Raw genomic sequence first — 12,952 nt, forward strand, 5'->3', positions numbered from 1 at the left:
CTTAAACCAACCCCAGCTAGTCACATATAGAACAGGACTACAGCTGATTCAATGATTTATTACATGAATATTTTTAAGCGGGCAGCACTCATTGCCTCATTATTATCCTCAGGTTATATTGCGCAGGCGCAGACACAGAACTGGCAGAACATGGACCTTCAGAAAGATTCCGTATTCGGTATCAGTGTTGAGAAAGCCTATACAGAACTGCTAAAGGACAAAAAATCCAAACCAGTAATTGTTGCAGTAATTGACAGTGGCGTTGACACAACGCACGAGGACCTGAAAAGCGTACTGTGGGTAAACGCTAAAGAAAAAAGGGGCAATGGTAAAGATGATGACAAGAATCATTATGCAGACGATATTAACGGTTGGAACTTCATCGGCTCTACGAAAGGTAATGTTGACTACGACAACCTGGAACTGACCCGTATCATCCGCCAGCAACAAAAACAATTCGGCAGTCTGAACAGTGTTCCTAAAGACACTGCCGGCCTGTACCAATATAAAGTGCTCAGAAGTAAGTACGAGCTGAAACTATCGGAAGCACAGCAGACATTATACGGCATCACCCGTTTTGTAGGTATGCTGGATACTATGCTTACCAAATTGGGCAATAACAACCCGACGGCAGCCGAACTGCAGGCTTACACACCGCAGAACCCGGCAGAAGCTCAGATCAAACAGGTAGTATCTCAGCAACTCGAACGTTTCCCTGATTTTAAAACCTTCCGTGAAAAAGAACTGGACGCTGCCGTAGCACATTATAAAGAGCAGGTACAGTACCAGCTGAACCTGGACTATGATCCACGCGCTATTGTGGGCGACGACTATAACAATCCATCTGAAAGATATTATGGATCCGGCGATGCTACCGGTCCGGACGCTGACCACGGTACACACGTGGCAGGCATCATTGGTGCAGGCAGAAATAATAGCCTTGGCATTAACGGTGTTGCTAATAATGTACAGATCATGTCGGTAAGGGCAGTTCCTAATGGTGATGAAAGAGACAAGGATGTGGCCAATGCCATCCGTTATGCGGCTGATAATGGCGCCCGTGTGATCAATATGAGTTTCGGTAAGGCCTACTCCCCTAACAAGAATGTTGTGGACGAAGCAGTTAAATATGCCATCTCCAAAGACGTATTACTTATTCATGCAGCTGGTAATGATGCAGAAAACATCGACGTTACACCTAACTATCCCAGCCGTGTATATCAGAATGGTGACACCGCAACTGCCTGGATAGAAGTAGGAGCCTCCGGCCCTGACAATGACGAAACACTGGCAGCGCCGTTTTCCAACTACGGTAAGATCTCTGTGGATGTATTTGCTCCTGGCGTAGGCATTTACTCTTCTACCCCGGGTTCCCACTACGACTACCATGATGGTACCAGTATGGCGGCCCCTGTAGTAACCGGCCTGGCTGCCCTGATCCGTTCTTACTACCCTAAGCTGAGCGCAGTTCAGGTAAAAGACATCATCCTGAAATCAGTGATAAAAGTAGACCACCCGGTGACTATCGTCGAGGACGGTCAGCCTAAAACAGTACAGATGACAGACCTCTGCCGTACCGGTGGTGTGGTGAATGCGTACAAAGCACTCGAACTGGCAGCGACGTATAAATAAGACAATCAATCTCCTTTTTCCAATAGAAAAGTAGTTTCGCTTCTGCGAAACTACTTTTTTGATTTACAGACATTTATAAATTTGTTTAGGATTTTTTTGGAAATTGAAGAGAAATATATAATTTTGCCGTCCCGAACGGGGAAATATGTCCCCGGTACTATTGCCTGATAGTATAACGGTAGTACGACAGACTCTGACTCTGTTTGTCTTGGTTCGAATCCAGGTCAGGCAACAAAAAAGCCCGCTCGTTGAGCGGGCTTTTTTTATTTCCATTTTCCCGGATTAGGCGGTGGCCAAACGGAAGATCAGATAACACTGCAAAGTAATTCACAACCCATGAACCTTAGGCAATTTTCAGCACTTTTTCGTAATCGTATTTCTTATATTTTTTTTCCAGCCTTGTCTCTTGTTCAAACTTTAGCATTTCATTTTTAAATTGAATCCTGAGCCACAAATCGGCTGGCGTATGAAAGAAATGTCCAAATTTCAGGGCCAATTCTGGATTGAATTTTCTATCTTCTTTATAATATTTGTTTAAGTTAGCAAGATCAATTTCTATGTAACAGGCAAAATCCCCCTTTTTCAAATTCAAAATACGTAAGAAGTCATTAGCAAAATCTCGGATAGATCGCATTTCATTTGCCGTAATTGTTTGATTTAAAATATAAGCTTCCATTTGATAACGGATGGCTAGCATTTCATTCCTTATCAATCGCGCGGTGGTTCGATTAGCGTTATGTTTCTTGGCAGCGGCTGCAACAATTGCCTTATGCTTTGCACTTCTTGCCTGACCATCTTTAGGGCCGAGGGTGACATTTACTTGTTGGCGGGTTTCTCTTTTCTTTTCCATTGCACAAAATTTGAGTTTATTCTATTCCTTTTAGGTAGCCTGTTGCATTTTTTAATTTTTTGAGTTCTTTATCAAAATTAAACTGCCAGCCATCATGCATTGATGGCATGTCCTTAACCGTACCTTTTCTGATAAGTGCTTCGATCTCACTACCAGATTTAACCTCAAGAATTTTTACTTTCCGTTTTTCCTCATTCAACGTGGGTGTAATATATATTCAAAGGTAGATGAAAAATTTGCTTTTTTGGTACAAAATGTACCAAAAAAGCAAATTTTTCATCTACCAGCCTTGTACATTTTGTACCTAAAAAAAACAAATTGTTCTCATAAAGATACTTCGACGAATACCGGTCTACTCAGGCGGCAACAGTAAAAACAGATGTGATAATGATAGTTATACGGAAAAACTAATCCAAAATAACAATCACGAATGGCCATAATCAGCCATTTAAAATGTCAAGTATTTTCCGGAATTTACCTGACGAAATATCATAAAAAATGAATATCTCTATCCGCCTTATACTATCCATCACCTTACCCATCCTCATCTCCCCCTCCCTGAAAGCCCAGAAAGCAAATTTCGGCGCCTATAAGGCCCAATACGACCAGGGAGCCGGCAGCACCATCTTCGACAAAGGCCTCAAACAAACTGCCCCTGTCAGCGGTTTCCCCTTTGTTCTCATAACAGGCGTAAAATTTAAAGACTGTGCGAACGGCATACCAACAGAAAATGAATTATCTCATCTATACACCATCTCTGATTCTGTTTACGCAACCGTCACCACTCTTGTAAAGAACATCATGGCCGGTACATTCACCTATCAATGCGAACGGCTGGAATATTATTATGTTGCTGACACCACGCAGATAAGAGATCGTCTCATTTCGCTGTTCAAAAAGCACTTTAATTCATACGAGCCCTACATCAATATCAAACTTGACAAAGATTGGGACGCCTACCTCAAGTTCCTGTATCCAAATGAAGAGACATTGGAATACACGCAGAATGAGAAAATACTGATGACGCTTGAAAAGCAGGGCGATAAACTGGATAAAGCAAGACGCGTTGATCACTGGATAGGTTTCACCAGTGAAAGCGATATGGAATGTTTTATCTCTTACACTGCCAAACAAGGCTTTAAAACAGTAACGAAAGGGAGAGACACAAAAAGCGAACTGTTCAAACTACAGATTTTCAGAACCGACAAGGTTGATCTGCCGTCGATCAGCAAGATCACGACCGAACTAAGAAAAGAAGCAAAAAAATGTAACGGCGTTTACGATGGTTGGAAAACAACAGTAGTAAAATAATGCGAAAGCCCGCTGCATCAACTGCAGCGGGCTTTTTTATTAAGCGGGATCCGCCATTATCACGCTTATTTTGTGTACACCATTTTCTTGCTTTCTACAATCCGTCCGTCTACTTCCAGGCTATAGATATAAGTACCCGCGTTAACACCGTCCAGTGTCAAAGTAACACTGTTACCGCTATTAGCTTTCAGATCGTAACGTTTAATCTGTTTGCCACTCAGGTCAGACACAGTCAGATATGCTTTAGCAGCTGAACGTGGGAAAGCGTACTTAATAGTAGTGCTGCCATTGAACGGATTAGGCGCATTACCGAGAACGAAAGATTCGTTGGAAGTATTTGCATTCACCTGCAGACTACCACTTTTTATTGCGGCTAACTGTGCCTGTACTTCTGCCAGCGTCTGTTTTAAAGCATTCACTTCCTGTTGCAGAGCAGCTACATCCTCACCTGAACCAGCTGCTTCTGAAGCACGGGCGGCACTGGTGCTGCTTTTATATACATATCCGCTATCATCTACTACCAGCACTCTGCCGGTACCTGAAGGCAGGTTCTGGAAGCGCACGTTGCCGTTTACGTGCAATTTTGCAGAAGGATTAACAGTATTGATACCAAAGTTACCGCTGCCGTTCAACCTTGCACGTTCCACACCATTAGTACCCTGAGCATCTGTACCCACGCCAAATACCAGGCTTCCTCCGGTAGTGATAGCATGTAATACAAAGTCACCTACCTGGCTCGTGGTAACAAAAGTTCCCAGCCTTGTTGACAGGCCTATTCTGGCATAGGGACTGTTAAAAGGAGGTGCGGTAGGCTGAGTTGGCGTCAAGCTGAAATAAAGAGAAGGAGCACGGCCTGACAGGAACGCATTGTTGTCTTCAACGTTTGCGTTGCTGTTGTGCACATGCAACAACTTAGCCGCCTGGCTTACACCAATACCTACATTACCATTAGATAGAATGGTGGCTTTTTCTGTGTTGTTGGTTCTGAATACCAATCTGGCCGTGTCCAGTGTACCAAGAAAGTTAGTTGCTGAATTTGTACCAGCATTACCGGTTAATAACCAGGCGGATCCACTGCCCAGAGAGGATGCATCCCTCCAGAACAAACGGCCACTGGTATCCTGCACAAGCAGGCGGCTGAATGTGTTATTCTGCGTGATACCTGCAAATCTCACAGTACCTGTTGTATGCAGCTGCGCAGAAGGGACATTGGTGCCAATGCCAACAAACAGGCTGCCAAATCTCAGAGAATCATTTACAGCGTACAGTCGCTGTCCGGTAGCATCAGCTACCCAGCCCTGGGCGGAGGCTGCAAAAGTGGTTAACATGCCACATAGGGCCATAAGCATAGCTTTCCTTGTAAGGATCTTTTTCATAGTATGTATTTAGGATTAAAAAAAACGAAGTCTGTTAGTGCCTGAACACTAAGGGTTAATATTGAGATTATCTGGTGGAAATAAATGGTTATTTTATCATTAGAAGTCCTAATGGGTTAAACAATTCAACACATCAAAAGTATGAAAAAAGAGCGCAATCTGCAAGAAAAATTATGAGAAAAATAGCGCCAGATAGATTCATTAATAAACAATCAGCATCACGAAAATAAACACTTGTAATAATAAGAAAGCCCGCTGCACTTATCACAACGGGCCTCTTTTCTTCATAAGCAAATCACTTTCCACACGGGCATATAAACGGATAATTCGTATTATCAATCAAGGGCTCAACCCCAAAGAAATCATTTAACACCGACTCCGCCGTACAATACGCGCCCTCTACCCATGCCTGATCATTCGAATACGCTTCTCCGACAATGAAGATATTTGCATCAGCTCCCGGAATGAGCTGCGAAGGCTTTCTAATCTTCTGCTGTACATCACAAACATCGTAATGTGCGGCATACGCATGATACCCTGCGTTGAACGGCGGTAGTGACCAGTCCATATACCGCGCTTCCAATGGCTCCGGAACGAATGTATAATCTGACGCCGGACCATAATGCACCGCGGCAAGTTGCTTGCGCAGCATCTTCACCATGATGTCCGGCACTATACGCGGACCATCAAGCGTCTGCAGGTCCTCTGAAGTCGGTATGGTACGTCCCTGTTCCGGCCCAAGCTCCAGCTCCCTCCAGAAGGTAGTGTACATCTCATCATCATAAGCGGCAAGTAGTCCGTATACTTTTTCCCCACTCTGATCCAGCGCATTGTTACCGAAATAAACTACCTGCCGGATAGGCATATCGGTGACACTTGGACCGATCGTATAACGCTGTGATGCCTGTAGCAGCTGTTCTTCCTGCGGCACTGTCAACCGTGCCTGAATAGCATGTTCTACAGCCACGATGAAGTCAGTTCCAGCAGCATAAGGTTCTTCGAGTATATTATTGTTCGGATCCTCCATCGCATTCAGATAGCCTTGCGGAAATCCCTGCTGCTGCAGATTATTAATAACATCCTGCGTTACTTCATAACCGTTGATCTGCGCAGGATAAACAGCGGCATTATCGCCCTTGTAATTATTCGCCCACCATGGTTCTTTAAAGAACATTCCTACCTTATAGGAAGGCTGCAGCACTGCAGATTCGAGATACAATTGCACCTTGCTGTCGTTTAAGACGTCTGTATCTTCATGATCTTCATAACGCGTGGCCTGGGCAACCAGCTCAATAGAAGCACGGGGCATCGCCATCCATGCAGCATCTGTGGTGAAACTGCCGCTCTTCTTATTAGGGTTTGCGCGTGTAGCTGTACTAAACCTCACTTTACCATCACCCGTTGCCAGAATGGAATGCAGCCGTGTATTAGGCTGATAGTTAAAATTCACGCCCCGGTCTTTCGCCAGCTTTAATATCGCGTCAAATAAGGCATTGAACATGCTGGAATAACCGGTTTTCAGCGTACGGTACTCCGTACCTGGCGTAAACTCATTATTCGCCTGGAAAGCTACTGCGGAGTTCCAGTTGATCACGTTGGAAGTGTAGCCATTACCATCAGAAGTATAACTGAATCCTTCTGATCCCAGCTGATCAAACATCAGATTCCAGTAGCCGATATCACTCAATTTATCGCCCTTCCGGAAAATAGAGGAATCCGGCATATCTACTTTGATCACCCCATTCTGATAGAAGTTACACCACTCCGCTCTTGTCGTCGGACCAGAATTGGCGGTAACCGCCAGGTTCTCTACCGTGTTGAACCCTGTATCGGGAGAGTCTGAAGCCGCATAATGATCTGCATTGTAAGGAGCAGGTTTGCTGGATGTAATATCATTCAGGTACATGTTCTTTGTACGCAGATAGAACAGGGGATTCGTCGACTCGTTGAATGGTACAGACAATGGCTTCAGGCCGAGTTTTTCGATAACCGTTGTCACCAGCCGGTGACCCCCGCTTTTGCCGTCGTTATTGCCATCCCAATACGAATAACGCATACCTCCTACTTCCAGATATGATTTATTGGGATCATCCTTGTAATGCCATGTGCATACACGCGCACCCGCTTCGCGCGTACCTTTATTTTCGTCATTGAAAGTATACTGGCCCCAGTCGAAGAGTTCGAGGGTATCGCCAGACTGCAACTGCTTGGCTTTGCCGGACTCGCTGTTTACAATACCATTGAGCAATCGCCATGCGGTATAAAGCCCGGCTGCGCCGGCGCCGAAAATAGAATAGGTCTTAGCCATAGATGTATGGTTTAATATTTGAGAGTGTATTGATATCTGCTTGTTATTCGAGACCGAGGCGGCGCATCTGCTGCGGAAGATCTTTTTCAGGGATCACTACTTCCACCAGTGCAGGCACTCCACTCAGGTTTTTGAGTTCGCCTAATACACTCACCAGCTCATCTATGGTGGTCACACGAAATCCGCTGGCGCCGAAGGCTTGCGCAAGTGCCAGATAATCCCATTTAGGCAGGATGTCGAATGTGTCAAACTTGTGTTCAGGGCCGGGTTCAAACGCATCCATATTGACATATACCTGCTCAATCGCATATACGCCATTACTCATCACGAAGATCACGGCATTAAGTTTGTTCCTTACCAATGTTGATAACGACTGGCAAACCATCATAAAACCGCCATCTCCTGCTACCGTCCATGCCCGCTTTCCACTGCCAAGCTGCGCTCCTGATGCCGCCCCCGTTTCATACCCAATGATCTGCCAGGCTGCGGATGCCAGGAAACTGTTCTGCGCCAAACCATAGGCATTGGTGGCCACGTACATGGCAGAGCTGATACCGAAAGTCCACACAATATCTTTCAACATATTATTGTCATTCAGAAACTTCATGGATTGCTGGAAAAAGCGGTTATAAGTGATCACTTGTGGCTGATCATTCCAACGGGGATCAGAATTTGATAACCAAGGTTCCGGATAAGGAGGTTGTGCCGGTGCTTTTACGGACAGCGGATAAGGTTTTCCCTGGGCTTTAAAACGGGCTATTAAGGCTTCCATGAAATCGCGCATGGTCACGTTCTTATAAGTGAAATATCCTACCCTGATCGTCTCTGTGGTAGCCAGCACCATATCTGCATACTTGTTCTCGATAAACCAGAGATAATCGTCCGTAATGATGGTGCCCAGTGTCAGGAAACAATCTGCTGCCGACACCAGGTCCAGTACGTTCTGAATAGATGCCTGATCAGAATAAGTACCGATGAACTTATCGCCTCCCTCATCCAGCACTGTTTTACCCAGGCTGGTAGTGGTATACAGAAAACCGCTCACGTCGATCAGTTCCTGTAAAAGAGGCGACAGACCATGGCGTAATACTTCCACACCGGCAAAGATCAATGGGTTCTTTGCCTGGGTGATCTGCGTCCAGGCAGTAGTAACGGCATTCTCCAGGTCAAGCGGATCGCTTTTGGGAATGATGGGTTGCAAAACAGTGTCTGGTGGCGGCGAACAAGGCTCTCCCCATACTTCTTTGTAACATTCGATAAATACCGGTCTTTTGTGCGTCAGCGCTGCTATCAGCAGATTGTCTATTTTTTCTGCAGCACCGGCAGAAGTACTGAGTGTTTCGCAGGCTACCGTTACCTGGTCATATACCTCCTGGTCTGCCGCCAGGTTGCCGGTAGAGTGATGGTACAATACATCGTACATCTTCGTGATCTGACGGGCGTCAGCTCCTGGCGTTGCCGAGATAACAACAACGGGGCTACGCTCTACATACGCGCCTCCAATGGCATTGAGCGCGATGAATGTACTTACGCCGTATTGAAGGGACACGGCGCCCAGTCCCCGGGTCCTGCCATATGCATCAGCCGCATAGGCCGCATCCAGCTCATTGATACAACCAATGGCTGTTACACCGTCAAAGTGCTCCAATGCCTGGGTAAAGTGTTTCACATAGTCGCCGGGTATCTGGAAGACCTCTGTGACATTTAATTGTTTTAACCGGGTTAAAAGATAATCCGCAACGGTAAAGGTGGTGTTTTGCATGAACGATGGTTTATGATTCATTTAAGAACGATACAATAGGGTATGGCATTTGCGCCGGACTCACAGCCCGGGTATTAAACAATAAGATGTATTTTCTTTACAGTTTGCGATTCTCAGTAAAAGCACGTAGGCTGCATTACATCAACACGAATAATGCTTCTGATGTGATAACAGCAATGTAATAATGTCAAAATTTGTTGATGATATTAGAAATTGAGGTCTGGTTATGTTAAAAGCAAAAAGGTTATCTGAGCACATCTTGTGCACTGAAATTAGAGCAATTTTATAAAAAAACAAAAACTTCGTTACGAAGGGTATCCCGCATTAATTATTTTTTACAGGAACAACGGCCACTCCTAACACGCTTGCCAACTCCATCACCTTAGCCGGTGTGTTCAGGCTTCTCTCCATATCCTCCATCTTCAGATTGTTCCCCTTACTTTTAAACAGATATGTTTTAAATGCATACTGGTTCGCCACTTTGGCCGTATAAGGTTTAGGAACGGTGAAATTACGATTATTATTTATCTGCAAATCCCGTATACAGGCAAGACCTGTCCCAACATTTGCCCAACAATATTTTTTCTACACAAGGAAAGGAATGTCTGTCAGACACTTAGCTACCGGCGAAGCCTATCCCGTATCAGTTTCCGCCACTTCCCGATTCGCTTTCTTCAAAAAAATTTGACCGTTTCCAAAAAATACATTCACTTTGCGTCATAATAACACAAAGAAAATATACCCCTTATGAACAAGAGTGCAAGAGTGGCTATCGCCTATGAAACACTGGACATATTGGCAAATGGCCAGTATCAAAACAAACGAAATGAAGTAGTGAGTATCAGCAAGGACCTCAAATATGCTATAGAGCATACTATTCATTACAAACCAGAAGACTTTGAAAAAGTATTCATTGCGAGAGATGCTCAACTAAAGCATATTCCCACCGGCAACTGTCGCATTGAAGTAACTGCTGAAAGTACCTTTGCTGCAGCCCGCAGACTGGTGGTCACCGAAGGAGAGGAAAATGTATGCTGCCTTAATTTCGCCTCTGCGAAAAATCCCGGTGGTGGTTTCCTCGGCGGTGCACAGGCGCAGGAAGAAAGCCTGGCAAGGGCCAGCGGACTCTATCCTACATTGAAACAGCACCATGAAATGTACGACACCAACAGAGCACATAAAAGCTTGCTGTATACAGAACATATGATCTATTCACCTTCAGTGCCTGTGTTCAGAGATGATAATGATCAACTGATAGATAACCACTATCTCGTATCCATCATTACATCGCCTGCAGTTAACAGAGGAGCGCTGATGACCAACGAACCGGAAAACCTTCCAAAGATTGAAAGTGTAATGCTCAACAGGATAGAGAATCTCCTGTCAGTGGCTGTCGTAAATAAACACACTTCCCTGATACTGGGCGCCTGGGGCTGTGGAGTATTCAGGAATCGCACTGAAGATGTAGCTGCATGGTTTGCACACCACCTGCTGAAGAATGAGACTTTCAAAAATGCTTTCAAACATATCGTCTTTGCGATCTATGATCCATCAGAGAAAAAGAAAACTGCTGATGCATTCAAAGAACAGTTCGGCCATTTCAACCGTTTAGGTTAGCCCACCGGAATACCGGCTAACAGCCTGTGTTCCGGTTTATACCTCTTTCACCCTTTGTTGTTATCCCCAACAGATATTCTATTCCATCATATATCTTCAGCCGCTATCCTTTTCTTAAATTCGGTCAGGAAAAGGATGGCCCATGAAAAACGCAGTATACATACTCTTTTTATTCCTGTTACTTTCTACGGTTGGTAATGCGCAACAAAAGACCTATTGCAATCCCATCAATATAGACTACGGCTTCACCCCTATTCCTAATTTTTCTGAAGCAGGCAGGCACCGCGCTACAGCCGATCCTGTTATCACTCTTTTTAAAGGCGACTACTACCTCTTCTCTACAAACCAATGGGGCTACTGGTGGAGCAGTGACATGTGTAACTGGCACTTTGTACCCAGAAAATTCCTTAAGCCTTATCATAAAGTATATGACGAACTCTGCGCACCGGCAGTATTTGTATTAGGAGATACCTTGCTGGTGATCGGCTCTACCTACGAAAAGAATTTTCCCATCTGGATGAGCACCAATCCCAGGGTAGACGACTGGAAAGAAGTGGTAGACTCTTTCCGTGCAGGTGCATGGGATCCCTCCTTTTTCCTGGACGATGATAACCGGCTGTACCTCTATCACGGCTCCAGTAATACCTACCCGCTGTATGGCCAGGAAGTGGACCGGCATACCTTACAGCCCATCGGGGAACGACACGATCTCATTAAGCTCCACGATGATCAACATGGATGGGAACGTTTCGGTGAATATAACGACAACAACTTTATGCCTCCCTTCATGGAAGGTGCCTGGGTCAACAAGCATAACGGCAAATACTACCTGCAATACGGCGCTCCCGGTACTGAGTTCAGCGGCTATGCGGATGGCGTATATATCAGCGATCATCCTTTAGGACCATTTACCTACCAAACCCATAATCCTTTCAGTTATAAAGCCGGAGGATTTGCCCGCGGCGCAGGACACGGCGCTACCTACCAGGATAAATACCATCACTGGTGGCATGTTTCCACCATGGTCATCAACGTAAAAAACAATTTTGAAAGAAGGATCGGCATCTGGCCTGCCGGCTTTGACAAAGACGATATCCTTTACTGTAATACCGCTTTCGGCGATTACCCTTATTACCTGCCGACAGAAAAAGAACAGGGGCATTTCACTGGCTGGATGCTGTTGAACTATCAACGCCCTGTAACTGTATCCTCCACCTATGGCGCTTTCTATGCCAATAACGCCGTGGACGAGAGCATAAAGACTTACTGGTGTGCAGCCACCGCCAATGCCGGAGAATGGATACAAACCGACCTGGGAGCCATATCTACCGTTAACGCCATCCAGATCAACTATGCAGATCAGGATGCAGATATACTCGGCAAACGAACAGACATCTATCACCAATACCGCCTCTGGCAATCAACCGATGGCAAAAACTGGAAATTACTGGTAGACAAAAGCCGGAATAAAACCGATGTCCCCCACGATTATATAGAACTATCCCAACCTGTCAGGACCCGTTTCATAAAACTGGAAAATATCCACATGGCCAATGGTAAATTCGCCATCAGCGGACTCCGTGTATTCGGTAAAGGCACCGGCGCCCCTCCCGCCGGAATCAGGAATTTTATCGTACTGCGGCAACAATCCGACAAACGGAACGCCTGGCTGAAATGGTACCCCGCAAACGATGCTTATGCCTGTAACATCTACTATGGCATCGCGCCCGACAAACTATACACCAGCATCATGGTTTATAATGCTTCGGAATATTATCTGAAGACGCTTGATAAGAATACCACCTACTATTTTTCCATTGAACCCATCAATGAGAATGGAGTTGGCCAAAGGAGCCCGGTGATGAAAGTGGAATGATTATCAACGAATTTCCATATCTTTAGCGCAGACAGATCAAGACAAAGAAGTTAGCGACCAAAACAATCTCCATCCGAAGAAATACGGCAACACGTTACCATTTTACCAATAAATACTTATTGAATTGTGATACCTCGAAAGTGATCTTTTATCATCCACAACGTAATCGATTACCTGAGATAAACAGCTTATCTAACAACGAAAAAATCAATTAATAACC

General features: G+C 45.0%; 10 protein-coding genes and 1 tRNA gene. 5 read left to right on the forward strand and 6 right to left on the reverse strand.

All coding sequences use genetic code 11. The features are described from left to right. Positions 1 to 63: 63 nt before the first annotated feature. The gene (locus L3C95_RS22255; protein ID WP_236390872.1) at positions 64 to 1,632 is read left to right on the forward strand and encodes a S8 family peptidase; all 1,569 of its coding nucleotides are present in this window, start codon (positions 64 to 66) and stop codon (positions 1,630 to 1,632) included. 161 nt (positions 1,633 to 1,793) lie between these two features. Then, a tRNA-Gln gene (locus tag L3C95_RS22260) sits at positions 1,794 to 1,864 on the forward strand. A 111-nt stretch (positions 1,865 to 1,975) separates the two neighbouring features. Here the strand turns inward: L3C95_RS22260 and L3C95_RS22265 are convergent. Together L3C95_RS22265 and L3C95_RS22270 are read right to left on the reverse strand one after the other, a co-directional pair. Then, positions 1,976 to 2,482 carry a transcriptional regulator gene (locus L3C95_RS22265; RefSeq protein WP_236390873.1) on the reverse strand — a complete coding sequence of 169 codons (507 nt, stop codon included), beginning with the start codon at positions 2,480 to 2,482 and terminating at the stop codon, positions 1,976 to 1,978. Positions 2,483 to 2,498: 16 nt separating this feature from the next. Beyond that, positions 2,499 to 2,681 (reverse strand): hypothetical protein, encoded by a 183-nt coding sequence (locus tag L3C95_RS22270; RefSeq protein ID WP_236390874.1) that lies wholly within the window; start codon positions 2,679 to 2,681, stop codon positions 2,499 to 2,501. 299 nt (positions 2,682 to 2,980) lie between these two features. Here L3C95_RS22270 and L3C95_RS22275 point away from each other — a divergent pair, with 299 nt between their 5' ends. Further along, entirely contained in the window at positions 2,981 to 3,793 is an 813-nt protein-coding gene (locus tag L3C95_RS22275; protein WP_236390875.1) for a DUF695 domain-containing protein, read from the forward strand. 65 nt (positions 3,794 to 3,858) lie between these two features. Here L3C95_RS22275 and L3C95_RS22280 read toward each other — a convergent pair whose 3' ends face one another. From L3C95_RS22280 to L3C95_RS22295, 4 genes are all read right to left on the reverse strand, one after another. After that, a complete protein-coding gene (locus tag L3C95_RS22280) occupies positions 3,859 to 5,169 on the reverse strand; it encodes a T9SS type A sorting domain-containing protein (protein ID WP_236390876.1) in 1,311 nt (436 codons plus the stop codon). A 295-nt stretch (positions 5,170 to 5,464) separates the two neighbouring features. Then, entirely contained in the window at positions 5,465 to 7,477 is a 2,013-nt protein-coding gene (locus L3C95_RS22285) for an FAD-dependent oxidoreductase (protein ID WP_236390877.1), read from the reverse strand. A 43-nt stretch (positions 7,478 to 7,520) separates the two neighbouring features. Next, positions 7,521 to 9,239, reverse strand: a complete 1,719-nt coding sequence (locus tag L3C95_RS22290) for an alpha-keto acid decarboxylase family protein (RefSeq protein ID WP_236390879.1) — start codon at positions 9,237 to 9,239, stop codon at positions 7,521 to 7,523. Positions 9,240 to 9,563: 324 nt separating this feature from the next. Beyond that, positions 9,564 to 9,719, reverse strand: coding sequence for a hypothetical protein (locus L3C95_RS22295; protein WP_236390880.1), 156 nt, complete (start codon positions 9,717 to 9,719; stop codon positions 9,564 to 9,566). A 267-nt stretch (positions 9,720 to 9,986) separates the two neighbouring features. On the opposite strand from L3C95_RS22295, the gene L3C95_RS22300 reads away from it, so the two are divergent. Both L3C95_RS22300 and L3C95_RS22305 read left to right on the forward strand, forming a co-directional pair. Further along, a complete protein-coding gene (locus tag L3C95_RS22300) occupies positions 9,987 to 10,856 on the forward strand; it encodes a TIGR02452 family protein (protein ID WP_236390881.1) in 870 nt (289 codons plus the stop codon). 142 nt (positions 10,857 to 10,998) lie between these two features. After that, complete coding sequence (locus L3C95_RS22305) at positions 10,999 to 12,732, forward strand: family 43 glycosylhydrolase (protein ID WP_236390882.1); 1,734 nt, start codon at positions 10,999 to 11,001, stop codon at positions 12,730 to 12,732. Positions 12,733 to 12,952: the final 220 nt, after the last annotated feature.

Source organism: Chitinophaga filiformis, assembly GCF_021646545.1.
Taxonomy (GTDB): Bacteria; Bacteroidota; Bacteroidia; order Chitinophagales; family Chitinophagaceae; genus Chitinophaga; species Chitinophaga filiformis_A.

What these genes read in the sequence shown, in the direction of transcription:
- L3C95_RS22300 (WP_236390881.1), top strand. Translation starts at nt 9,987, where the DNA reads ATGAACAAGAGTGCAAGAGTGGCTATCGCCTATGAAACACTGGACATA.
- L3C95_RS22280 (WP_236390876.1), bottom strand. Translation starts at nt 5,169, where the DNA reads ATGAAAAAGATCCTTACAAGGAAAGCTATGCTTATGGCCCTATGTGGC.
- L3C95_RS22290 (WP_236390879.1), bottom strand. Translation starts at nt 9,239, where the DNA reads ATGCAAAACACCACCTTTACCGTTGCGGATTATCTTTTAACCCGGTTA.
- L3C95_RS22275 (WP_236390875.1), top strand. Translation starts at nt 2,981, where the DNA reads ATGAATATCTCTATCCGCCTTATACTATCCATCACCTTACCCATCCTC.
- L3C95_RS22285 (WP_236390877.1), bottom strand. Translation starts at nt 7,477, where the DNA reads ATGGCTAAGACCTATTCTATTTTCGGCGCCGGCGCAGCCGGGCTTTAT.
- L3C95_RS22265 (WP_236390873.1), bottom strand. Translation starts at nt 2,482, where the DNA reads ATGGAAAAGAAAAGAGAAACCCGCCAACAAGTAAATGTCACCCTCGGC.
- L3C95_RS22255 (WP_236390872.1), top strand. Translation starts at nt 64, where the DNA reads ATGAATATTTTTAAGCGGGCAGCACTCATTGCCTCATTATTATCCTCA.
- L3C95_RS22305 (WP_236390882.1), top strand. Translation starts at nt 10,999, where the DNA reads ATGAAAAACGCAGTATACATACTCTTTTTATTCCTGTTACTTTCTACG.